This window comes from Vibrio anguillarum (genome assembly GCF_001989995.2).
Taxonomy (GTDB): domain Bacteria; phylum Pseudomonadota; class Gammaproteobacteria; order Enterobacterales; family Vibrionaceae; genus Vibrio; species Vibrio anguillarum.
Genome location: NZ_JAHGUP010000033.1, coordinates 1 through 22,107, shown reverse-complemented (window position 1 = coordinate 22,107; position 22,107 = coordinate 1). Strand labels below are relative to the sequence as shown.

At 46.9% G+C, this 22,107-nt stretch carries 24 protein-coding genes and 1 pseudogene; 10 read left to right on the top strand and 15 right to left on the bottom strand.

The annotated features are described in order from the left end of the window. Window positions 1–331: 331 nt before the first annotated feature. Window positions 332–970: pseudogene (locus PL85_RS09540) on the top strand (magnesium chelatase subunit ChlI family protein); the annotation flags it as partial. A gap of 5 nt (window positions 971–975) precedes the next feature. Here the strand turns inward: PL85_RS09540 and PL85_RS09535 are convergent. From PL85_RS09535 to PL85_RS09510, 6 genes are all read right to left on the bottom strand, one after another. Beyond that, on the bottom strand, window positions 976–1,935 hold the full coding sequence (locus tag PL85_RS09535) for a DUF2860 domain-containing protein (protein ID WP_017048695.1): 960 nt from the start codon (window positions 1,933–1,935) through the stop codon (window positions 976–978). Between the two features lie 232 nt (window positions 1,936–2,167). Then, the gene (locus tag PL85_RS09530) at window positions 2,168–2,767 is read right to left on the bottom strand and encodes a thiol:disulfide interchange protein DsbA/DsbL (protein ID WP_026028316.1); all 600 of its coding nucleotides are present in this window, start codon (window positions 2,765–2,767) and stop codon (window positions 2,168–2,170) included. A gap of 30 nt (window positions 2,768–2,797) precedes the next feature. Further along, window positions 2,798–3,784, bottom strand: a complete 987-nt coding sequence (locus PL85_RS09525) for a serine/threonine protein kinase (protein WP_064624041.1) — start codon at window positions 3,782–3,784, stop codon at window positions 2,798–2,800. 46 nt (window positions 3,785–3,830) lie between these two features. Continuing rightward, on the bottom strand, window positions 3,831–5,249 hold the full coding sequence (ccoG, locus tag PL85_RS09520; protein WP_017046352.1) for a cytochrome c oxidase accessory protein CcoG: 1,419 nt from the start codon (window positions 5,247–5,249) through the stop codon (window positions 3,831–3,833). Between the two features lie 269 nt (window positions 5,250–5,518). Then, window positions 5,519–5,785 (bottom strand): YihD family protein, encoded by a 267-nt coding sequence (locus PL85_RS09515; protein WP_029189868.1) that lies wholly within the window; start codon window positions 5,783–5,785, stop codon window positions 5,519–5,521. 107 nt (window positions 5,786–5,892) lie between these two features. Then, the gene (locus PL85_RS09510; protein WP_010319922.1) at window positions 5,893–6,060 is read right to left on the bottom strand and encodes a hypothetical protein; all 168 of its coding nucleotides are present in this window, start codon (window positions 6,058–6,060) and stop codon (window positions 5,893–5,895) included. Between the two features lie 434 nt (window positions 6,061–6,494). On the opposite strand from PL85_RS09510, the gene trhA reads away from it, so the two are divergent. Further along, window positions 6,495–7,154 carry a PAQR family membrane homeostasis protein TrhA gene (gene trhA / locus PL85_RS09505; RefSeq protein WP_088720688.1) on the top strand — a complete coding sequence of 220 codons (660 nt, stop codon included), beginning with the start codon at window positions 6,495–6,497 and terminating at the stop codon, window positions 7,152–7,154. On the opposite strand, the gene PL85_RS09500 is transcribed toward trhA, so the two are convergent. The 6 genes from PL85_RS09500 to def all read right to left on the bottom strand — a co-directional run bounded on the left by PL85_RS09500 (window position 7,151) and on the right by def (window position 13,420). Next, the gene (locus PL85_RS09500) at window positions 7,151–7,696 is read right to left on the bottom strand and encodes a DUF3157 family protein (RefSeq protein ID WP_115339422.1); all 546 of its coding nucleotides are present in this window, start codon (window positions 7,694–7,696) and stop codon (window positions 7,151–7,153) included. The two genes, trhA and PL85_RS09500, sit on opposite strands and share 4 nt — an antisense overlap. A gap of 1 nt (window position 7,697) precedes the next feature. Then, entirely contained in the window at window positions 7,698–9,143 is a 1,446-nt protein-coding gene (locus tag PL85_RS09495) for a TrkH family potassium uptake protein (protein ID WP_017043680.1), read from the bottom strand. Window positions 9,144–9,155: 12 nt separating this feature from the next. Next, window positions 9,156–10,532 (bottom strand): Trk system potassium transporter TrkA, encoded by a 1,377-nt coding sequence (gene trkA, locus PL85_RS09490; RefSeq protein ID WP_026027554.1) that lies wholly within the window; start codon window positions 10,530–10,532, stop codon window positions 9,156–9,158. A 74-nt stretch (window positions 10,533–10,606) separates the two neighbouring features. Then, a complete protein-coding gene (gene rsmB / locus PL85_RS09485; RefSeq protein WP_047688083.1) occupies window positions 10,607–11,887 on the bottom strand; it encodes a 16S rRNA (cytosine(967)-C(5))-methyltransferase RsmB in 1,281 nt (426 codons plus the stop codon). 59 nt (window positions 11,888–11,946) lie between these two features. After that, window positions 11,947–12,894: a methionyl-tRNA formyltransferase gene (gene fmt / locus PL85_RS09480; RefSeq protein ID WP_088720691.1), complete on the bottom strand. Its 948-nt coding sequence runs from the start codon at window positions 12,892–12,894 to the stop codon at window positions 11,947–11,949. 16 nt (window positions 12,895–12,910) lie between these two features. After that, a complete protein-coding gene (def, locus tag PL85_RS09475) occupies window positions 12,911–13,420 on the bottom strand; it encodes a peptide deformylase (protein ID WP_038148727.1) in 510 nt (169 codons plus the stop codon). 140 nt (window positions 13,421–13,560) lie between these two features. Between def and PL85_RS09470 the strand changes: the two genes are divergently transcribed. From PL85_RS09470 to PL85_RS09455, 4 genes are read left to right on the top strand one after another with little or no spacing between them, the layout of a single operon-like run. Further along, the gene (locus PL85_RS09470; RefSeq protein ID WP_088720692.1) at window positions 13,561–14,691 is read left to right on the top strand and encodes a LysM peptidoglycan-binding domain-containing protein; all 1,131 of its coding nucleotides are present in this window, start codon (window positions 13,561–13,563) and stop codon (window positions 14,689–14,691) included. Next, complete coding sequence (gene dprA / locus PL85_RS09465; RefSeq protein ID WP_064624060.1) at window positions 14,691–15,800, top strand: DNA-processing protein DprA; 1,110 nt, start codon at window positions 14,691–14,693, stop codon at window positions 15,798–15,800. The genes PL85_RS09470 and dprA overlap by 1 nt, the downstream gene beginning before the upstream one ends. Window positions 15,801–15,802: 2 nt before the next feature. Next, the gene (locus PL85_RS09460; RefSeq protein WP_064624061.1) at window positions 15,803–16,279 is read left to right on the top strand and encodes a DUF494 family protein; all 477 of its coding nucleotides are present in this window, start codon (window positions 15,803–15,805) and stop codon (window positions 16,277–16,279) included. A 27-nt stretch (window positions 16,280–16,306) separates the two neighbouring features. After that, window positions 16,307–16,879, top strand: coding sequence for a DNA topoisomerase family protein (locus PL85_RS09455; RefSeq protein ID WP_064624063.1), 573 nt, complete (start codon window positions 16,307–16,309; stop codon window positions 16,877–16,879). Between the two features lie 72 nt (window positions 16,880–16,951). Here the strand turns inward: PL85_RS09455 and PL85_RS09450 are convergent, their stop codons facing one another. Together PL85_RS09450 and purE are read right to left on the bottom strand one after the other, a co-directional pair. Continuing rightward, complete coding sequence (locus PL85_RS09450; protein WP_115339423.1) at window positions 16,952–18,091, bottom strand: 5-(carboxyamino)imidazole ribonucleotide synthase; 1,140 nt, start codon at window positions 18,089–18,091, stop codon at window positions 16,952–16,954. A 4-nt stretch (window positions 18,092–18,095) separates the two neighbouring features. Further along, the gene (gene purE / locus PL85_RS09445) at window positions 18,096–18,581 is read right to left on the bottom strand and encodes a 5-(carboxyamino)imidazole ribonucleotide mutase (protein ID WP_010319910.1); all 486 of its coding nucleotides are present in this window, start codon (window positions 18,579–18,581) and stop codon (window positions 18,096–18,098) included. A 200-nt stretch (window positions 18,582–18,781) separates the two neighbouring features. Here purE and PL85_RS09440 point away from each other — a divergent pair, with 200 nt between their 5' ends. From PL85_RS09440 to PL85_RS09425, 4 genes are all read left to right on the top strand, one after another. Beyond that, window positions 18,782–19,339, top strand: a complete 558-nt coding sequence (locus PL85_RS09440) for an L-threonylcarbamoyladenylate synthase type 1 TsaC (protein ID WP_010319909.1) — start codon at window positions 18,782–18,784, stop codon at window positions 19,337–19,339. Window positions 19,340–19,359: 20 nt separating this feature from the next. After that, window positions 19,360–20,274, top strand: coding sequence for an oxygen-dependent coproporphyrinogen oxidase (hemF, locus tag PL85_RS09435; protein ID WP_010319908.1), 915 nt, complete (start codon window positions 19,360–19,362; stop codon window positions 20,272–20,274). Between the two features lie 64 nt (window positions 20,275–20,338). Then, a complete protein-coding gene (gene aroE, locus PL85_RS09430) occupies window positions 20,339–21,169 on the top strand; it encodes a shikimate dehydrogenase (RefSeq protein ID WP_017043691.1) in 831 nt (276 codons plus the stop codon). Window positions 21,170–21,171: 2 nt separating this feature from the next. After that, window positions 21,172–21,438: a DUF1488 family protein gene (locus PL85_RS09425; protein WP_010319906.1), complete on the top strand. Its 267-nt coding sequence runs from the start codon at window positions 21,172–21,174 to the stop codon at window positions 21,436–21,438. Here PL85_RS09425 and PL85_RS09420 read toward each other — a convergent pair whose 3' ends face one another. Beyond that, a complete protein-coding gene (locus PL85_RS09420) occupies window positions 21,439–21,987 on the bottom strand; it encodes a gamma carbonic anhydrase family protein (RefSeq protein WP_013855523.1) in 549 nt (182 codons plus the stop codon). Between the last annotated feature and the right edge of the window lie 120 nt (window positions 21,988–22,107).

Genomic DNA, 22,107 nt, shown 5'->3' with positions numbered 1-22,107 from the left:
ATCTAAGCGGAGAAGAGCCGTTTTGGTATGGTAAGAGATGTGTGTGACGGTGTTGTTAGTAAGAAGACCTAACAAACTTTGGGGCATAACTGTTTTAGCTGGTAGTTTTGCTCTCTATCTGAATTTTTGTGACTGAATCAGTAGTTGCACCTAACGATTCAGTGAATATTCATTCATGAGGAGGGCTAGATGAAGACGTCAGATTGAACGGATAACATAGCTACTTTCTCGACTAAATAGAAAAATGAATGACTTACCGTTTCGCTAGCATCTGAAGCGATGCGCTCCACTAACTCGGACAACACTCAAAGCCTAAAATTGACAATATTTATTACTCAAACTTGATATTAGGAAAATGCCGGAATTTGAACGAAAAGTGCTCGACTCATTGCGTGAGCCATTAGAGTCAGGTGAAATTATTATTTCAAGAGCGCAAGGCAAAACGCGTTTTCCAGCTCGCTTTCAATTAGTGGGGGCGTTGAACCCCAGCCCAACTGGTTATTACGAAGGCACGCAAGCCAGAGCCAACCCGCAGAGTATTTTGCGCTATTTGGGACGCTTATCGGGGCCACTGCTTGATCGCTTTGACATGTCGATAGAAATCCCCTCGCTTCCCAAAGGAATGCTGGCAAATGGCGGCGAAAGAGGTGAAGCAACGGCTGTGGTTAAAGAAAGAGTGTTGATTGCTCGTGAACGGATGGTGATTCGTAATGGCAAGGTTAATGCTTTGTTGGGGAGCCGAGAAATTGAACAGTATTGCCCTTTAACTAAGGCTGACGCCGAATTTTTGGAAAATGCACTGCACCGCCTAGGGCTCTCCATCCGCGCGTATCATCGCATTATCAAAGTGGCGCGTACGATTGCGGATTTAGAAGGGGCCGAGCAGATTGCTAAGCCCCATCTAGCGGAAGCACTCGGCTATCGAGCGATGGACCGCTTGTTGAAACAACTGACCGCACAAGCGGTGTAATGAACTTAAAATTGGTAATTTAACCCTAGCGCTGTAAAGAGAGACGATTCGTCGTAAAACGAGAGGTTTGAGCTCGATTGGTTATAACCGGCTAAAGCGATTAATGACCAATCATCCCAATCCATAAATTGACTGTATTCGTACGCGAAGAATAGGCTCAGTTCATCGTCATTACGCACAGTGTGATTAAACAGTGAATTTCCACCTTGATAGTCGCGCTTGGTATAACCAGCGGTCAGCGCCAGTTTATGGCGATTGATAAACGTGAAGTAGGAGAGATCGGCGGCGTAAGAGTGATGAGTATTGGCGTCGCCATCCGCTTGGTGGTTGATATAAGTGATGGAGGGCTGTAACAAACTGGTTGGGCTCAGAGAGTAACGGTACTGCCCTTTTAGGTAGTAACTTTTACCATCACGAGCCAGTTCAGGGCTTGGAAACTGATCGTTGTCGATCTCTTTGGTCGCGTAAGCGACATCGATAGTCCATGGGCTGCCTTGAATACTATTGAATGTTAATCGGTAGGCATTTCCTGACTCATCGGTTTCTTGGCGCTGACTGTTGAGTTGGTAAGGATTGGCCCAGGTTTTTCCAGACATCACGGTCGGCAAAAAAGCCACATCAACCACGGTGCCTGTCTCCATCTCATATTGATACCCCAACTGAAGCGCTAAAGTGCCGACGGCAATATCATCACGTGAGGTGCCTAGATAAACCTGTTGTTGACGTTTGTCCCCGAAGGTGTAAGCAAGGTTACCCAAAGGCCCAACGGCAAAGTTTGACTGCCGGCTACTCTTTGTTTCGAGTGATGTAATACGCTCATCTCCACCCGTATCAAATGATGATTGGGAAGATGCAAAAATAGTATTAATGGCAATCTCACCACTTAAACCTGTTTCTGGAGCCAGTTCGGCAGATACATGAAAAGCCAGAGCGCTAACAAGCGTCATGGACAGGTATTTATTCATTAGGAGTTTCCATACTTTGATTCAATAGTGGTTAAGTATATGAATAAACTTGGATGACGACACGATAAAACTAATCTGACCGTTTTATGAATGAAGGGTGAGCTTTGTCTTAAGCATACACAGTTTTGTGCTGCGATGGCTTGTGTTTCAATATTGGTTGTATGAGAAAGCGCTGCAAGGTTGAACTTGATTAAGTAAAAATGAGGAGCCGTTGCTCCTCATTTTTGAATGATTACTTGGTCAGTAGGTAATTGACCAGTTCGAAGTATTCATTGGTCGATTTAACACCTTGTCCCTGCACCAAATAATGATTGTTAACCACGACAGCAGGCACACCTGAAAGGCCGCTTTCTTGGAACTGTTTGTCAAAGCGGCGCACCATTGAATCGACGGCAAAACCATTAAAGGCGGCATCAAATTTTGCCGCATCAATACCTTCGTCTAGGAAGATTTGACGTAGATCCGCATCATCTCTTGGTGGTTTACGCATCGTGTGGATGCGGTTAAACATCACGGGCACCATTTTGTCTTCAACTTTGAGGGCAAGCATGGTGGCGTAAGCTTTACTCATTGATTTACCCATAGAGCCACCCATAAAAGAAACATGGTTTTTCTGCAGAGTAACCCCTTGTGGGAGCTGCTTTTTCAGTTGGGCGATGATCGGCTCAAAGGTATTGCAGTGTGGGCAGTAAAAGGAGAAAAACTCCGTCACGGTTGGATTTTTAGAGGGTTCAAGATCAAGCACTTTATAATGCTCACCTTCTTTAAATTGGGCCGCATGAGCCGATAAGCTCAGCAGTAAGGTTGCAACCAGTGCAAACAGCTTCTTCATTGTGTACTCCATTTATTGCTTCAAGGTGACTTACCATTGTGGCATTAGTGAGAGCGTAGGCTCGTCTAATGCTGCTATTTGTTCTTTAAACGCAAGCACTTGGCTTTCCCAATATTTAGGGTCATTAAACCAAGGGAAGGCGAGTGGAAAAGCAGGGTCCTGCCATCGTTTGGCCAACCATGCCATGTAATGCACCATTCGTAGACCGCGTAACGGTTCAATTAGTTTCAATTCGGCTGGATTAAAATCGTGAAACTCTTGATACGACTCTAAGATAATGTCCAACTGCATTCGCTTATCTTGCAATTCGCCATTGAGTAGCATCCACAAATCCTGTACTGCTGGTCCATTGCGAGCATCGTCTAAATCGACAAACATAGGCCCATCTCGCCACAAAATATTGCCTGGATGGCAATCACCATGCAAGCGGATGGCCGCGGATTTTGCTGGCCATTGCTGTTCAATTTTGTTGATCAATAACGATAAGTCACTGAAAAAGGTATTTTGCAAGTGCTGAGGTATGAAGGACGCATTTTCCAATAGCTGTTTGGGTTGATAAAGATACTCATCTAAGCTGATGGTCGGGCGATGAACAAATGTACGAGTGGCACTGATGTGATGAATGCGTCCAAGAAATCGGCCCACGCCTTCTAATTGGTCCATATTGTCCACTTCAAACTGCCGCCCCCCCACACTGGTAAACAGCGCGAAATGATAGCCCTGATAGTGATGTAAGGTTGCACCGTTGATGAGTAATGGCTCAGCAATCGGAATTTCCGCCGCGTACAGCTCGCGTGTGAAATCGTGCTCCTCTTGAATTTGCTCAACACTCCAGCGCTGAGGTCGATAGAATTTCACCACATAGCGTTGGCGTTCTTCATCGATGAATTGATAAACGCGGTTTTCGTAACTGTTGAGTGCCAGAAATCCTGATTCAGCACGAATGCCGATGCTTTCTAAGGCATACCACATGGTATCAGGGGTGAGTGCATCAAAATGGAAAGAAGCTTTGGTCATGATTAAAAAGGGCCCATTACTGAGCCCTTTTCCATTCGTTACGAAGTTAGAGTTTATTAATAAACCGGCTCTCAACTTCTATCGTGAATTGGTTACTGTCCGTGAGTATAAACTGAATCGTCGCTATAGGAGAGCTGAGTTTGTCAGGAGCGACGCCAAGGCTGGTTGGTAGGTTCAATACCTCTCCTGGTTTGACTTGGATAGTTTGTTTACCATACCAAGAGACGTCCGATAGCCCTTTCACGTCAAGCTTATACTCTTGCGTTTGCTGAGTTTTGTTGATGACTTTTAAGGTGTAAGTGTTCTCAATTTCACCATTGCTGTTGGTTTTAAATAGCTGGTTTCTATCACGCAATACACTTAAGCCGACCGGATCAACACTGGCTACTTGAGCGATGAATAAGCCAAACATCACCAGCAGTACCGTGCCATAACCGAGTAATTTAGGCCTGAGTATTTTGGTGTGGTGGCCGGAGAGGCGGTGCTCCGTGGTATAGCTGATGAGCCCTTTTTCATAGCCCATACGTTCCATGGTGGTATCGCACGCATCAATACAAGCGCCGCAGTTAATGCATTCGTACTGCAAGCCATCACGAATATCGATGCCAGTCGGACACACTTGTACGCACAAATCACAATCAATGCAGTCACCTAAACCGAGTGCTTTGTGATCGGCTTTACGAGCGCGTGGCCCGCGAGTTTCACCGCGTTTGCTGTCATAGCCAACAATAAAGGTATCTTTGTCAAACATCGCAGACTGAAAGCGAGCATAAGGACACATATGGATGCAGACGATCGAACGCATCCAGCCTGCATTTCCGTAAGTACAAAGGGTGAAAAAGAGTACCCAGAAGACGGGCCAGAAACTTTCATCGAGTGTGAAAAAGTTCACCACGAGTTCGCGTACCGGGACGAAATAGCCGACAAAAGTAAAACCAGTACCGAGTGCAATCGCCAGCCAAGCAATGTGTTTGATGGCTTTTCTTATAGCAAGATTAGCGGTGAGTTTTCCTGAGTCTTGCTTGCGGCGTTTATTGGCGGCGCCTTCGAGTTTTTCTTCAAACCAAATGTAGATAAATGTCCACACAGTTTGCGGGCACAGATAGCCACACCAGACACGGCCAAGAAAAGTGGTAATAAAAAACAGGCCGAATGCCGCAATCATAAACAACAGGGCCAGTAGAGTTAGGTCTTGTGGGTAAAGTGTGGTGCCGAAAAAGTTAAATTGCTGGTGGCCGATGTCGAGCAAAATCGCTTGACGATCACCATAAGAGATCCACGGTACTAAAGTAAAAAGCAGCAGTAAAAACCAGCCACCATAGCGGCGGAGTTGTTGATAAGTACCTTTACTTTCGCGCACATAAATACGGTTGCTAGGGTTAAAACGGTCACCGTTGCCTTTGTGAGTTTTGGGGTTGAATATTTTAGGAGTCACATCCTTTATATCGATTTTGTCCTGACTCATGAAATGATCCTTGTTGGGCTGTAAGGTGTGATTTCTTTTAGTTCACACTCTGCGACATTGCTGTTTTCTCTTTGGGTACAATACCAAGATGAGAAATTATCATTGTTCAATCTTTATTTATTAAGCGGCAAGTATAACGCCAATAACAATTTTATTTCTTTAACACTATCAACCTTTAACAATAAAGCCTCAACTCGTGAGGCTTATCGCTAATAATAAAAAAGCGACCTAATAAGGCCGCTATCTTGATCACTATCACAGGGGCTACATCATTTTATGATGCCACGCGCGCGTAAAATGGCTGTTTTAAAATCATCTTCCTGATCTTTCTTCAGGCCAGGAATCATTTCGTCTTTGGCGCTGTTGCGCATTTTTAGATGGTAGATCAATACATCATCTGTAAGCGCTTCTAATGGTCCTTTATAACCCGCTTCTTGAGCCAGTTTGGTGATGAATTGCATTAAGTTGAGCTGCTGATCTTTTTGCCATTCAGGCGCAAGTAGTTCAATTAGCTCTTCAATTCGATGACATTGCATTTTCTTTTCCCCAATTTTTATAAGTATTTTGAGTAAAGGTATCAAATTGCGGATTGAAGTCCAATTGAGCGCAAAGAAAAAGCGCAGGGTTTAGCTGCGCTTTTTAATTATGCTGCCTGAACAACATTAGTTGTGCTCGATGCAGTAAGGGCATTTTTTTCAACTAAAGTCATTGCTGGAGCGACTTTTTTTGCAGTCGGAGCAGCAGCAAAACCACTACGACGACGCATTGCACTACGGTTTGTGTGCGAAAACCTGACAGCTGTTGGGCGCATTCATTAACCTAACGGTCAGGCACATCCATTGCCAATCTAATGGCCTGAATCACCATGAGTTGAGCTTCATAATTGAAGGGTGGCTCTTCTGGCTCTCGCCAATCCAAATAATGATTCAGGAATAACGATATGCTTTCATATCGTAGTTAGATTAGCACCAAGTTTTGAATTGATCGATAGTTGAACGATTGTTGAGATGAATATTCTTGCAAATAAAGCTTAAAATTGTGTGAGATGCTTGGTTGAGTTTGTTATCTGATCGGCATTACATCGCGTTTTGTTAAATAGGAGGTACTTATGTCGTTTACAAAAAACTCGCGATTTATCGCTCTCCTTGATACCCGTTTCGTTACGAAATTCGCATTTAGGCTTACAACTGTAAGCTGAGGTGTGCAATACTAAGCCCACATTTTGTTGCTTTTGGTATGGTGTTTATGTCTGCTGTTGACAATGACGGCTATGGTGCTGGTGAAGAACGGGCGAATGCGCTGAGTCATGGTTTGGGGCTATTGCTTAGTTTTGTCGGTTTAGTCTTGCTGCTGATCAAGGCAACAAGTGCGCAGGCCGATGCATTGACTTATATCAGTATGAGTCTCTATGGTGGCAGCATGATCGCGTTATTCCTTGCTTCAACGCTGTATCACTCCGTTGCGACACCGAAAGCCAAACGCTGGCTAAAAACGTTCGACCACTGTGCCATTTATTTGCTGATTGCCGGAAGTTACACACCCTTTTTGTTGGTTAGCCTTCGCACTCCTTTGGCGATAGGTCTTATGGTGGTGATCTGGCTGCTGGCGCTGCTCGGTATCATCATGAAAATTGCCTTTGTCTACCGTTTTAAAAAGTTCTCACTGGTGACTTATTTGGCGATGGGGTGGTTATCCTTGGTTGTGATCTACCAACTGGCCCTCAATATCGAGGTCGGTGGTTTGGTGCTACTTGCTGTTGGTGGTTTGGTCTATTCGCTCGGGGTGATTTTTTATGTAGCGAAACGCATTCCCTATAACCATGCGATTTGGCATTTATTCGTGCTAGGTGGCAGTGCTTGTCACTTTTTTGCGGTTTACCTTTTTGTTCACCCAGTAAGTGCTTAACGCATTTCAACCCGCTCAATGTTGGCCGAAATTTGATAGCCTTGCTGGCGATCAACCTGAAGGGTAATCGGCTTTCCTTGCGCTTGAGTTTGTGGGCGTAAATAGCTATCAGCCATCCGTTTAATGGATTGCCAAATGGGTAACTGCTGAGTGAGCAGTGGTTGACCTTGCTCGTCATAAAGAATGATGCTGAGCACTACCGCAATGACAGATTGCGAGCTTTGATTGGTGATGGCTGTTGGGATAACGAGTGTATCGCCTTGGTAGTAAGCCGCGCCGAGTACCACTTCCACTCCAGAATCTGACAGTTGTAAAATCGGTTTTCCACTCTCCATCTCAAAGGTGGTTGCTCGGGCTTTTTGAGCAATAGGGGCCGCGTGAATGACGGTTTCCGGCGACATTGATTGCGGTTCAACATATTGCCATGTGAAATCATCATTGAGTTTCACCTGGCGGCCATCTTCTAAGGTCAGAACTTGCGCGCAAGATACGGCGCTTGCTGTCATGCTTAACAGCATCATTATCACAGGTATTGTCTTCATCTTAACGTCGCCAAAATGCAGGGAAAAACAGAACGATAATCGTCAAAATTTCTAAACGGCCCATCAACATCCCTAAGCTCAGAACCCACTTTGCTGCGTCAGGCAGTGGTGCGAAGTTGCCCGTTGGACCAATCACCGAGCCCATTCCGGGACCAACGTTGGCCACTGCGGTGATGGAACCTGAAATGCTGGTGACAGGATCAAGCCCCATTGCACTGAGCGCGCCTGCGATAGCAATGACAGTGATAAAAAAGGTCAAACCAAAAGCAACGACTGAGCGGACAATATCATCATTAACTGGACGATGATTATAGCGCTGTACGAAGATGCCTGATGGATGGACCAACTTCATAATTTGTTTATTGAGCAGCGTCATCGCAATTTGGAAGCGGAACACTTTAATCCCACCAGAGGTTGAGCCGGAACAAGCTCCTGCTGCCATTAAGAAGATGAACAGCGTGCTTGGCAGTGCGCCCCAAGCGGTGAAATCTTCCAAACCAAAACCAGTAGTCGTGACCACTGAAACGATATTAAACATCGCCACTCGCAGAGCGTCCAACCAGTAGTAGCCTAGTTTGAGATTCAGCCACAACGCAATGATGAGACTGGCAATTAGGAAAAGATAAGCAAATCCGCGAACTTGTGCGTCTTTTATGATCACTTTGATATTTTGTTTTCGGGCCGCAGCGACAAACAGTAGAAAGGGCAAGCCCCCCAAAAACATAAACAGCGTTGCTACCCAATGTGCACCGTTTGAGAAGTGGTTCATCGAACCGTCGGAGGTAGAATATCCACCAGTCGACAAGGTGGTAAATGAGTGGTTGATCGCTTCAAAAAGCGTCATGCCAGTGAGGATATAACCAATCAAGCACAGTAAGGTCAGTACCAAATAGACCAGCACAATATTTTTCGCGACAGTTTTGGCGCGTGGGCTACTTTTATCGGACCAATCAGACGATTCGGTTTGGAACAATTTCATCCCACCCACATTGAGCATTGGTAATACCGCTACCGCCATTACGATAAACCCAACCCCACCAAGCCATTGCAGGATAGAGCGCCACAACAAGATGCTGGGCGGCATATTATCAAGGCCACTGAGTACAGTTGAACCTGTGGTGGTTAGCCCTGACATGGTTTCAAAGTAGGCGTCGGTAAAGCTGATGTGGTTGATAAAGACGAAAGGGAGCGCCGCGAAAGCGCTAGCAACCGTCCAAACTAAGCTGGTGATGAGAAACATATCGCGCACGCTGAGCTTAAAGTGCGCGGTACGCCCCAAGCTTAAGCAGATAAAGGCGACAATATGAGTGATGATGACCGCTTGAGCAAAATCAAGGAAGCCACCCGTACCGGTAAAAAAAGCGACCAGTGTTGGCACATACATAAATAGGGCGAGCTTAGACAGCACGAGTCCTATAACGAATGAAATGGGGCGTAAATTCAGCATGACGCCAATGACCTATAGGAAAAATGGGCTAGGTTGGAACAAGGCTTCCACATCGGGCACGTACTTTTTATCCACTAAGAACATCACCACGTGATCATCTTGCTCGATAATAGTGCGGTCATGGGCGATTAACACTTCTTCACCACGCACAATCGCGCCAATGGTTGTCCCCGGTGGCAGTTTAATATCACCCACTGCGCGTCCCACCACTTTAGAGGTGTTTTGGTCGCCATGTGCAATTGCTTCAATCGCTTCTGCCGCGCCACGGCGTAGCGAAGAGACGTTAACGATATCGGCACGACGTACGTGAGTCAGCAGTGCGGAAATGGTGGCTTGTTGGGGTGAAATCGCGACATCAATCACGCCGCCTTGTACGAGGTCGACATACGCGCCACGCTGGATAAGCACCATCACTTTTTTCGCACCCATACGCTTGGCGAGCATGGCGGACATGATGTTGGTTTCATCTTCGTTGGTGAGCGCAATAAATACATCGACTTGGTCGATGTTCTCTTCGGCTAGCAGCTCTTGGTCCGCCGCATCACCACAAAATACTATGGTGTTTTCTAACTCTTCCGATAACTGCTCTGCACGTGGGTAATTACGCTCAATCAGTTTAACGCTGTAGCTGTGCTCTAAACGTTTGGCTAAGCTTGCCCCAATGTTACCCCCGCCAACAATCATGATACGGCGATAGGTTTTTTCCAGCCGCTGTAGCTCACTCATGACCGAGCGAATATGATTACTGGCTGCCACGAAGAACACTTCATCGTCAGCTTCAATAATGGTGGTGCCTTGCGGGCGAATCGGCCGACCTTGGCGGAAAATGGCCGCGACGCGGGTATCAATGTGCGGCATGTGTTCACGTAGCGCTGAAAGAGCATTACCCACCAATGGCCCGCCGTAGTAAGCTTTCACAGCCACTAGGCTCACTTTCTCTTCGGCAAAACTCACTACTTGCAGTGCGCCGGGGTATTGGATCAACCGTTCAATATAGCTCGTCACTAGCTCTTCAGGAGCTATGAGGTGATCCACCGGGATCGCGCCTGACTGAAACAAAGTCTCTTTTTCAAGCAGATATTCAGGAGAACGAATACGCGCAATTCGGTTGGGCGTATTAAACAAAGAGAACGCCACCTGGCATGCCGCCATGTTGGTTTCGTCGGTATTGGTGACCGCAACCAGCATGTCCGCGTCCTGTGCGCCCGCTTCACGCAGTACATCAGGGTGGCTGGCGTGGCCATGAATCACCCGCAAATCGTACTTGTCTTGCAGCTCGCGCAAGCGGTCACTATTTTTGTCGACAATGGTGATGTCATTGTTCTCGCCGACCAAGTTTTCGGCCAGTGTGCCACCGACCTGACCTGCACCAAGAATAATGATTTTCATACTCTGTTCTCTTTCTACCTGCCGAATATCGGCCACTGAAAAGGCAGCAATAATGCTGCCAATGTGCGTCGAATTTACGCTTGTTTGGTTAATACTGCGTAGTAAAAACCGTCCATATCTTCTTCTCCGGGGAGTATCTGACGCCCCGGCTGCTCACGATCGGAACCCACTAATTGAGCGTTATGAGTTCGTTCTAAGAAGGCTTTGACCTGCAAGCTGTTTTCTTGTGGAGTGATCGAGCAGGTTGCGTAAACCATAGTGCCACCGACTTTTAATTGCTTCCACATTGCGTCCAGTATTTCGCTTTGTAATTGAGCCAATGCCTCAATATCGCTACCACGACGTAGCCATTTGATGTCTGGATGACGGCGAATAACCCCAGTGGCAGAGCAAGGTGCATCTAATAAAATTCGGTCAAACTGTTCGCCATGCCACCACTCTTCAGGGTAACGAGCATCACCGCAGATCACATCAGCGCGAAGTTGCAGGCGTTCCAAGTTGTCATAGACGCGTTCAAGGCGGGTTGCATCGCTGTCAATCGCAACCACTTCAGTATCGTGTGTGTGCTCCAGGATGTGCGCGGTTTTCCCCCCTGGCGCGGCGCAGCAATCTAAAATCAGCTCGCCTGCTTTAGGTTGAAGGTAGTCAATCGCTAGCTGCGCAGCGGCATCTTGCACCGATACCCAACCACGATCAAAACCGGGTAAAAGCGTTACATCGCAAGGTGCAGCGAGTTTTATTGCGTCGGCGGCGTGAGAGTGCACGCTGCACTCGATATTTTCGCTAGCTAGTAGTGCAAGATATTCATCACGAGTGTGGTGCTGACGGTTGACGCGCAACCACATTGGCGCTTTTTGATTGTTCGCTTGCACAACCGTTTCCCACTGTTCTGGGTACGCTTGTTGTAACAGTTTAAGTAGCCAACTTGGGTGGCCATATTTGCCTGCGTTGTGGCTAACGGCGATAGCGTCCAGTGCTTCTTGATCGCGCAAGTAGCTGCGCAATACGGCGTTGATTAGCCCACCTAAATTTTCACCGCGCAATGTTTTGGTGCCTTCAACCGTCTCGGCTACTGCGGCGTGAGCGGGAATGCGCATAAAGCTCAATTGGTAGATACCAACTAAAATAAGATGGTGAAAAACCCGCTTTTTCCCTTTCAGTGGGTTGTCCATTAGCTCATTGGCGATTGATTCCAAACGAGGCAAATAACGCAAAGCCCCATAGCAGATCTCTTGCAACAGAGCGTGGTCTCTTGGGCGGATGGTTTTTTGCGCCGCAGGAAGTGCGTGAGAAAGTGAGTGGCCTTTATCAACCACTTGAAACAACACGTTAGCCGCAGCTGCGCGAACATTCATAGAAGTACCGACTTTAAATAAATGAAAATCAATGAGGGCATCTCTGCCCTCGTTAAGGTTTAGCTAAGTTGTGTGCCGACTTCAAACCAGCTTGCGCGCGAATTGAGAATGTCTTGCACTGACATCGCTTTTTTGCCCGGCACCTGCAACTGCTCAAGCACCAGTAAGCCGTTGCCGGTTGCCACATAAATACCCGATTTATCGGCTTGAACAATCGTGCCTGCAGGGTGGTCGCTGGTTTGTGCTTCAACGCGACTTTGCCACACTTTAATGCTGTTCTCAGCCACATCAAAATGGCTCATTGGCCATGGATTGAAAGCGCGCACGCAGCGTTCAATAAAAGCAGCATCCGCTGACCAATCGATTTTGGCTTCTTCTTTGCTAAGTTTTTGTGCGTAGTTGGCCAATGTATCATCTTGTTGAGTGGCAATCGCTTTGCCACTGGCGATATCGGCGATGCATTCTACCAACGCTTGTGGGCCTAACTCGGCCAGTTTGTCATACATAGAAGCGCTGGTGTCTGTTGCCTCAATCGGCAGCTTAGCAATTTTGAGCATATCGCCCGTATCTAGGCCAACATCCATTTGCATGATGGTTACACCCGTTTCACTGTCTCCCGCCCAGATCGAGCGTTGGATCGGTGCGGCACCACGCCACCGTGGCAGAATGGAACCGTGTACGTTAATACAGCCAAGCCTTGGCATATCAAGTACGGCCTTTGGTAGCAGTAATCCGTAGGCGACTACTACCATTAAATCTGCGTTGAGATCGGCGAGCGCTTGCTTGGCTTCGTCGCTCTTAAAGTTCTCTGGTTGATACACAGCAATATTGTGCTCAACGGCCATCTGTTTCACTGGGCTGGCGGTCAGTTTTTTACCGCGCCCTGCCGGGCTGTCGGGCTTAGTGTACACCGCGATAACCTCATGCTCCGAAGACAACAACGCCGCCAAATGACGGGCGGCGAAGTCCGGAGTACCTGCAAACACAATGCGTAATGATTGGCTCAAGGTAACCTCACTTAAGTTAGTTTTTTTCGTTATAGCGTTTGATTTTCTCTAGCTTATCTCTAATACGCTTACGCTTTAATGGCGAAAGGTAATCCACAAACAGTTTGCCTTGTAAGTGATCAAGCTCGTGTTGAACACAAATGGCTAAAAGGTCATCCGCTTCAAATGAGAATTCGTTGCCATCACGATCTAACGCTTTGACTGTGACTTCTGCTGCGCGAGGAACAAGGGCGCGTGAGCCCGGGACCGACAGGCAGCCTTCTTCAATGCCATCTTCACCGCGTTTCTCTAAAATTTCAGGGTTAATCAGAACCATTGGCTGGTCGCGACTCTCTGAAATATCGATCACAACGATGCGTTGGTGAATATCGACTTGCGTTGCGGCAAGGCCGATACCGTCCTCGTCGTACATAGTCTCAATCATGTCATCGACGATTTTTTGGATCTCAGGTGTCACTTTCTCTACCGGTTTTGCAACGGTACGAAGACGATCATCTGGGAATGTTAATACTTGTAATACAGACATATACACTCGAAATATTGAACTGTGCCGAAACAGCTTAAAGCTTGTTGGCTCAATTCTAGACATTTTATGACCCAAATGACAGCATCCAAATGTTAATAATCTGATTCATCCTTACTTATTTCGGCCAAGGAACAGAGGTCATGTCACGATTTATTCGTTATTTAGTGTGTGTTTTTTTACCGTTGTCATTGGTCGTTAATGCGTTGGCGGCGGAGGATATGGCGCTCACCGTCAAAGCAAATGCCCCGCAGACATACACGGTCGTCAAAGGAGATACCTTGTGGGATATTTCTGCGCTCTATCTTGATAACCCGTGGTTGTGGCCACGTTTATGGCAAATTAACCCAGAGATCGATAACCCGCATTTGATTTATCCCGGCGATAAGCTGACCTTAGTCTGGCGTAACGGACAGCCGGTGTTGAGTTTAAAACCTATGGTCAAGTTGAGTCCGAAAGTGCGTGTGCTTGAGAAAAAAGCGGTTCCGACGGTGCAAGAGGGATTAGTGTTGCCGTATCTGCATACGGATCGCTTACTGGATAAGCAAACATTACAAGAAAGCCAGCGTGTGCTCGGTGCCAGCGACGGTAAACAATACCTGACGGCGCAAGATACGCTCTACATAAGCGGGCAACAGACTCACCCCAAATGGGGTATTTATCGTGAAATCGCTGAGTTTTCTCGTCATGATGCTGCCGCGAAAAATAAAACCATGGTTGCTTTGCGTTTGATTGCTTCTGGTGAATTGGTCTCCGCCGATGAGGCTTTTAGCGGGCTAACCATCACCGCACAGCAACAAGAGATAAGAGTCAATGATATTGCCCTGCCTGAAGTGGGCGTCGAAACCTTAACGCTTTCAACCACTTTTTTCCCATCGCCATCGCGACTACAAGCTGAAACGCATATCCTCGGATCGTTGGAGGGTAGTGAGTATTCGGCGCAGAATCAGGTAGTTGTGATCGATAAAGGCCTTGCAGATCAACTGCGTCAAGGGACGATGTTTGATTTGATTCAAGCCGGTTCTAAAGTATCTGGAAAGAAAGGACAGCACCAACAGAACCTTGATGAAACCCTGCAATTACCAAGCAGCTTGGTGGGCAGTTTGATGGTCATTCGACCTTATGAACATTTTAGTTTGGCTTTGATTACCGATAGCCGCGTGCCGATTGGTAAAAGTGTCATCGCGGTTTCGCCGCTCAAACCAGAGCTAACAATCGAGCTAAATGAACAAGCCGATACGGATTCGATGGTTAAGGATGATACTGCAAGCTGATGGAGCAGAACGAATTAGCGGCGTGGCTAGCATTCAGCTTTGTGCCAAAATTGGGTGGCAAGAGACTTTCTCGTCTTGCTAGCGTCGCTTCTCTTGCTCATTTAATTGACTATTCCGAGCGGGAGTTAGCCGCGTTGGGTCTAGTTCAAGAGCAAATCCGTTATCTGCGCGAGACGGCCCCTCAAGAAGTTGAAGAATGTCTAAGTTGGCAGCAAGCTAATGAGTCTCATCATATCCTTACTCCATTTTGCGATGGTTACCCTTCTTTACTAAAAGAAATTGCTACCGCACCTCCGGTTTTATTTGTCAAAGGACGAATAACAGCACTCTCTGATCCGCAAATGGCGATCGTCGGCAGTCGTAATGCGAGCCCTGATGGCCAACGAGTTGCTCATCAGTTTGCGCGAGAATTTGTGCAACAGGGCTTGCTTGTCACCAGTGGTTTAGCATTAGGTATTGATGGACATGCTCATGACGGTGCGTTGCAAGCGGGTGGTGAGACGATAGCCGTGCTCGGTTCGGGCCTTGAATCTATTTACCCAGCGCGACATAAAAAATTAGCGCAACGGGTGATGGAAAGCGGAGCATTAGTCTCGGAATTTCGTCCCAAAGCCAAACCAAGGCCAGATAACTTTCCGCGGCGAAATCGCATTATCAGCGGGTTAGCGGTTGGTGTTTTAGTGGTGGAAGCGGCGGAGAAAAGTGGCTCGTTGATCACGGCGCGCTATGCGGCTGAGCAAGGGCGAGATGTGTTTGTTATTCCGGGCTCCATTGCTAACCCAAATTGCCACGGTAGTAATCAACTTATTCGTTGTGGGGCGTGCTTGGTGCAAAACAGTGAACAAGTATTATCTGAAATCGGCACCTTAGTAGACTGGTCATTGCGCCAAAAGCAGCCTCAACCTGATTTATTTTCTGTACAGAGCGATCAGCAATTGCCATTTGCTGAACTGTTAGCTAACGTAGGAGTAGAGGCTACGCCTGTTGATATTCTTGCGAGCAGGACCCATATACCTGTCCATGAAGTCATGATGCAGCTTTTAGAACTTGAGCTTTCAGGTCATGTTGTTGCCGTTTCTGGCGGCTATATTCGTAAGGGGAAGGGTTAGCTATGATGATGGATATATTGATGTATCTATTTGAAACCTACGTCCATAGCGATGTAGATTTGCAAGTCGATCAAGATGAGCTTGAAGATGAATTGCTTCGAGCCGGTTTTCACCAGAAAGATATCTATAAGGCCCTGAATTGGTTAGAAGAGCTTGCGGCATTGCAACAAACCGATGCTCATTCAGCGATGGCAACCAGTGCTGCGACTTCGATGCGGATGTACACAGCACCAGAGATGGACAGGCTGGATCTTGAAAGCCGAGGTTTTTTATTGTTCCTTGAACAAGTGAAAGTATTAACCCCTGAAATTCGTGAAATGGTGATTGATCGAGTGATGGGTTTAGAAACCAATGAATTTGAATTGGATGACTTAAAGTGGATCATTTTGATGGTGCTATTTAATGTACCGGGAAATGAAAATGCTTACACGCTTATGGAAGAGCTGCTATACACCAAAGATCAAGGTATTTTGCATTGATTGCAGCCGTTCGTTTAGTTGAGCATTATGAGTCGTAAAACCGAGTCCCCCCTTTTTTCTGCGCATGGACAAGCGCTGCAGCATGAGCCTTGTCCGCAATGTGGTGGCCAATTACAGCTTCGTCAGGGTAAGCATGGGCTGTTTTTAGGCTGTAACCATTATCCCAATTGTGACTATATTAAACCGCTGCAGCAAAATGATGGTCATATCGTTAAGGAGTTGGGTGTGCCATGCCCAGAGTGTGGCCATGAATTAGTGTTACGCCAAGGTCGTTATGGCATGTTTATCGGGTGTAGCCATTATCCGCATTGCCACCATATCCAAGATACAGATTCCCCTGCAGACAATGTTCCTCAGTCAAAACAGCTTTGCCCTGAATGTTTGAAAGGCCATTTAGTGGAGCGAAAAACGCGCCATGGTAAAACTTTTTATGCTTGCGATAATTACCCTAAATGCAAGTTTGCCGTTAATCAGCAACCTGTTGCCGGTAAATGCGAAAAATGTGGGTTTGGATTATTGATAGAGAAAAAACTCGCCAGTGGTATCAAGCTGCAATGTGCTGATCGAAAATGTGGTCATATTCAATCCGCTACAGAGTAAAGTGACGGCATATGAAAATGGCACATTGAACGTGCCATTTTTTATCCGTATTTATCGTCAATTAGGTTTGTTTTAGAGCGTCGGCTTGATCGCTTGAACAAAATGGTGCAAGGCTGGATACGTTGTCGCATCAAGTACTTCAGCCAAGCGACAGAGCGTTCGTTGCAACTGCGCGTTGTAATCTGCACTGACATTAATATGGCCCATTTTGCGCCCAGCACGTTTCTCTTTGCCATACCAATGAATGTGGCAGCCTTCAATCGCCATTACGGCTTCTGGTAAATTGTCCTCACCCAAAATATTAATCATCGCGGTTGGGCGAAGTAACTTCGTGCTGCCTAAAGGTAAGCCACATACTGCGCGAAGGTGATTCTCAAATTGACAGGTTTCTGCGCCTTGCTGTGTCCAGTGACCAGAGTTATGGACTCGTGGTGCAATTTCATTCACCAACAATGTTCCCTGCACATCAAAAAACTCGAGCGCTAGCACACCGACATAATTGAGACGAGCGGCAACCGAGGTAAACATCGACAGTGCTTGCTCTTGCAAGGCTGGGTCATCTATCGCCGTTGATAAACTTAGTACACCGTTAATGTGCACATTTTCTGCCAGCGGGTAAACCGCGATGCTGCCATCTTTGGCACGCGCGCCGACTAACGAGACTTCACGATCAAAGGGAACAAACTGCTCTGCCACTATCGCTTGAGTCGGAGTTGCTTGGATACAGGCTTCCATTTCTGGCCAAATGAGCTCTGCTTGTGAAGCTTCTTTTAAACGCCATTGCCCCTTTCCGTCATAGCCACCCAGTGCACTTTTTAGAACTATAGGCAGGCCGATGCTGGTTATCGCGGCATCTAAATCTTCACGAGTATTAATCACAAAGTATTGGGCATTTTTTGCGTTGGCTTCATCGAGTAGCGCTTTTTCAAGACGGCGATCGCCTCCGGCTTTAATGGCTTCGACGCTAGGAAGAAACTTACCACTTTGCTCACAAACAGTGAGAATTTCATGGGGAATATGCTCAAATTCAGCGGTAATGACATCCGCTTGTTTGATCGCATTGTCTAAACCATGACCAGTGATGTGTAATGTCAAAGGATGGACGATGTTACCGCTGCCCACATCAAAAGCGGAGATTTGAATGTTCAGAGGAGCGCCAGCCAGCGCCATCATGCGTGCCAGTTGCCCAGAGCCCAAGACTAAAACGTGCATAGTATCAATCCTCTGCAGGGTTAGGGTGGCTCAACACCGCTTCAGTTTGTGCTAAACGAAATGCTTCCACTTTTGCCATGACGGCCTCATCACTGGTGCCGATGATTTGCGCGGCAAGCAGCCCAGCATTGGCCGCACCTGCTTCTCCAATAGCTAAAGTGCCCACCGCAATCCCTTTTGGCATTTGCACAATCGAGAGTAAAGAGTCCATCCCTTTGAGTGCCTTTGACTGAACGGGAACGCCAAGTACCGGCAAGCTAGTAAACGCTGCCGTCATGCCCGGCAGGTGTGCGGCTCCGCCTGCGCCAGCTATGATGACTTTAAGGCCGCGTTCTCTTGCGCTGGTGGCGTAATCGGCAAGAAGTTGAGGTGTGCGGTGAGCAGAGACAACTTTGGTTTCGTATGCCACACCAAATTGATCCAACATGTCAGCAGCTAGCTTCATTGTGGGCCAATCGGATTTTGAACCCATGATAATTCCGACTTTCATCTCAAACTCCTTAATACTTCTAAAAATGGGGTGATCGGGATAATTTGCGCGCATTATACGAGTATTTTTTCCTTAGGAAAACGTTTGCGTCAGCTTAATTGTGCAATTGATACATTTTATAAACAAATAGCTTTAGCCAGTTTTCAACGAAGTTTGTACACTTAGCCGCACTGTATTAAAGAAACCGATGGACAGTTTTTGTGAATAACTTTGAACACACTTTGCAGGCTCTACGTGACGGTGAAGTAATTGCCTACCCAACGGAAGGCGTGTTTGGGGTTGGGTGTGACCCAGATAACCCGCAAGCCATTCAGAAGCTCTTAGCGCTCAAGCAGCGTCCTGTGGAAAAGGGGTTGATTTTAATTGCGGCCTCTTACGAACAATTGCTTCCTTATATTGATGAGAGCCAGTTGACATCAGAGCAGATCGCACGAGTACATGCCACCTGGCCTGGCCCTGTGACATGGATAATGCCGACCAGTGATAAAGTCTCTACTTGGGTGAGTGGGCAATTTGATTCAATAGCCGTACGTGTGACAGATCATCCTTTAGTGCAAAAGCTATGCAATGCGTTTGGAAAACCATTAACCTCGACCAGTGCGAATTTAAGTGGTCTTGCACCTTGCCTGACAACGGAAGAAGTTGAATCGCAACTGGGTGAGCAACTGGTTGCGATTTTAGATGGTCAAACCGGTGGTCGAAATAAGCCCAGTGAAATTCGTGACGCGAAAACCTCACAAGTATTAAGACAGGGTTAACCCTGCTAAGGAAGCAAGCGATGCCAACCATTGATAAGCAAGCCGTCAAACAATTTTTGCTTGAGCTGCAAGACTCCATTTGCCAGCAACTTGAACAAGCGGATGGCCAAGCACTGTTTGAAGAAGATGCATGGCATCGCGAACCGAGTGAGCGTTTGGGAGGCGGTGGGCGAACTCGAGTGATGAAAGAAGGCCGTGTTTTTGAACAAGGCGGCGTGAATTTCTCACATGTGCAAGGGCAGCAAATGCCCGCTTCAGCGACCGCGCATCGCCCTGAATTAGCTGGGCGTCATTTTGAGGCGATGGGGGTTTCTTTGGTGATGCATCCAAACAATCCCTATGTTCCAACTTCTCATGCCAATGTTCGTTTCTTCATCGCTGAAAAAGAAGGCGAAGATCCTATCTGGTGGTTTGGCGGAGGATTTGACTTAACGCCTTTCTATCCGTTCGAAGAAGATGCTCAATCATGGCATGCCACGGCGAAAGCACTGTGTGTTCCTTTTGGTGAAAAAGTGTATGCCGAACATAAATCGTGGTGCGATGAGTATTTCTTCCTCCCTCATCGCAATGAAACGCGCGGTATTGGTGGCCTATTTTTCGATGATTTAAACGCTTGGGGATTTGAGCGCTGTTTTGCTTATATGCAAGCTGTCGGTAAAGGATACACCGCTGCGTATTTGCCGATTGTTGAACGTCGCCAAGCGATGGAGTACGGTGACAGAGAGCGCCAGTTTCAACTTTATCGCCGTGGTCGCTATGTAGAGTTCAACTTAGTGTATGATCGCGGCACATTGTTTGGTTTGCAAAGTGGCGGTCGAACGGAATCGATTTTAATGTCGATGCCGCCATTAGCTCGTTGGCAATATCGTTATCAAGCGGAAGAGGGCAGCGCAGAGGCGAAATTAAACACCTTCTTGCTGCCGAGGGAGTGGTGACCGCGGTACATTTTCAATGATAGGGTCGCCGAGGTGGCCCTGTTAATTATCGAGAGGCAAGGATATGGCTCAGCACATTGATCAATATGCAGTATTTGGTAATCCAATTGGGCACAGTAAGTCGCCGATGATCCACACACTTTTTGCACGGCAAACCAGTCAGGAAATGCACTATACCGCTCAACTCGCGGCTCTAGATGGCTTTAAACAAGCGGCTGAAACCTTTTTTGCCTCCGGTGGCCGAGGGTGCAACATTACCGTGCCTTTTAAAGAAGAAGCGTATCAGTTTGCGGATCGATTAACCGAGCGAGCTCAACTTGCAGGCGCGGTCAATACACTGAAAAAATTAGATGATGGCGAAATTATCGGTGATAACACCGATGGAGAAGGTCTGGTTCAAGATTTGCTTCAATACCAAGTGCCACTACGAGACGCTTCTATTTTAGTGATTGGTGCTGGCGGCGCGGCGCGCGGCGTGATTAAGCCCTTACTCGATCAGCACCCTGCAAGTCTCGTGATTACCAACCGTACCTTTGCAAAAGCCGAGCAGCTCGCCACGCTTTTTAGTCCCTTTGGCGCGGTAAAAGCAATCGCGTTGGAAGAGATTAATCAACATTTTGACCTCATCATTAACTCGACCTCGGCCAGCTTGGATGGTGAATTGCCAAATATCGCTCCGACGATCTTCAGTAAGAGCAGTGTGGCCTATGACATGATGTATGGCAAAGGATTAACAACATTCAATCAGTGGGCATTAAGTCATCATTGCGCTCATGCTTATGATGGTTTGGGGATGTTGGTTGGGCAAGCTGCGGAGAGCTTTATGCTATGGCGCGGACTCAGGCCGGGTTCTCGACAAATATTGAGAGAACTGAGAAAAAATCTAGAAGGCTAACCATGAATCAAGCGATTTTATTTCCTGACCGACAAACGTGGCACTCGGCAAGCCAAAGCGTACTTTTTCCTGCTCAACACGCGGGAGCTCTGCTCGAGTGTACAGTACACAAGTCAGTACTGAGCCATCTGTCTGGTGAAATGATTACTAACGGCGAGCAAGCTATTCAAGTTTTTGAACAATGGCGATTTGACCTTGAAGAGCTTGCTGAAAGCTTGATTGAAGATGAAGCGTTCAATTTAGATGGACAAATAGAGATTAAAGCTTAGTTAATGGCTTTCTTTGACACTCGTAAGATAGTCATTTTTGTTCTGCACATAGTTGTCGGAAGATTTAAGCAAAAAAGCTCGCTCTTTATCTGTTAGCGGGCGGATCTGTTTCACTGGGGATCCTACATAAAGATAGCCGCTAACCAATACCTTGTTTGGTGGCACTAAACTGCCAGCTCCAACCATCACCTCCGATTCAACGACTACGCCATCGAGCACAATTGCTCCCATGCCAATTAAGACTCGATCATGGATTACGCAACCATGCAGCATCACTTTATGGCCAATTGTGACGTCATCGCCAATAATAAGTGGAAAACCATCCGGGTTTTCGGTGTTTTTATGAGTCACGTGCAGTACGCTGCCATCTTGAATGTTGCTACGTTGGCCAATGTGAATATGGTTTACATCGCCTCTGGCTGCAACCAATGGCCATATGCTGGAATCATCGCCTAAAACAATATCGCCAACCAACACCGAGCTACTATCTATATAGACGCGCTGTCCGATTTGTGGGGATATTCCTTTATAACTACGAATTGATGACATGCTCGTCTCCTTTAATAACTGACGCCATAAGATAAATTAAACAGAAATAGCGTCAAAACAACTCTTTTTGAATAAAAATTATCCCAACGAACAGAAAATCAAAAAAAACAGCAAAAAGGG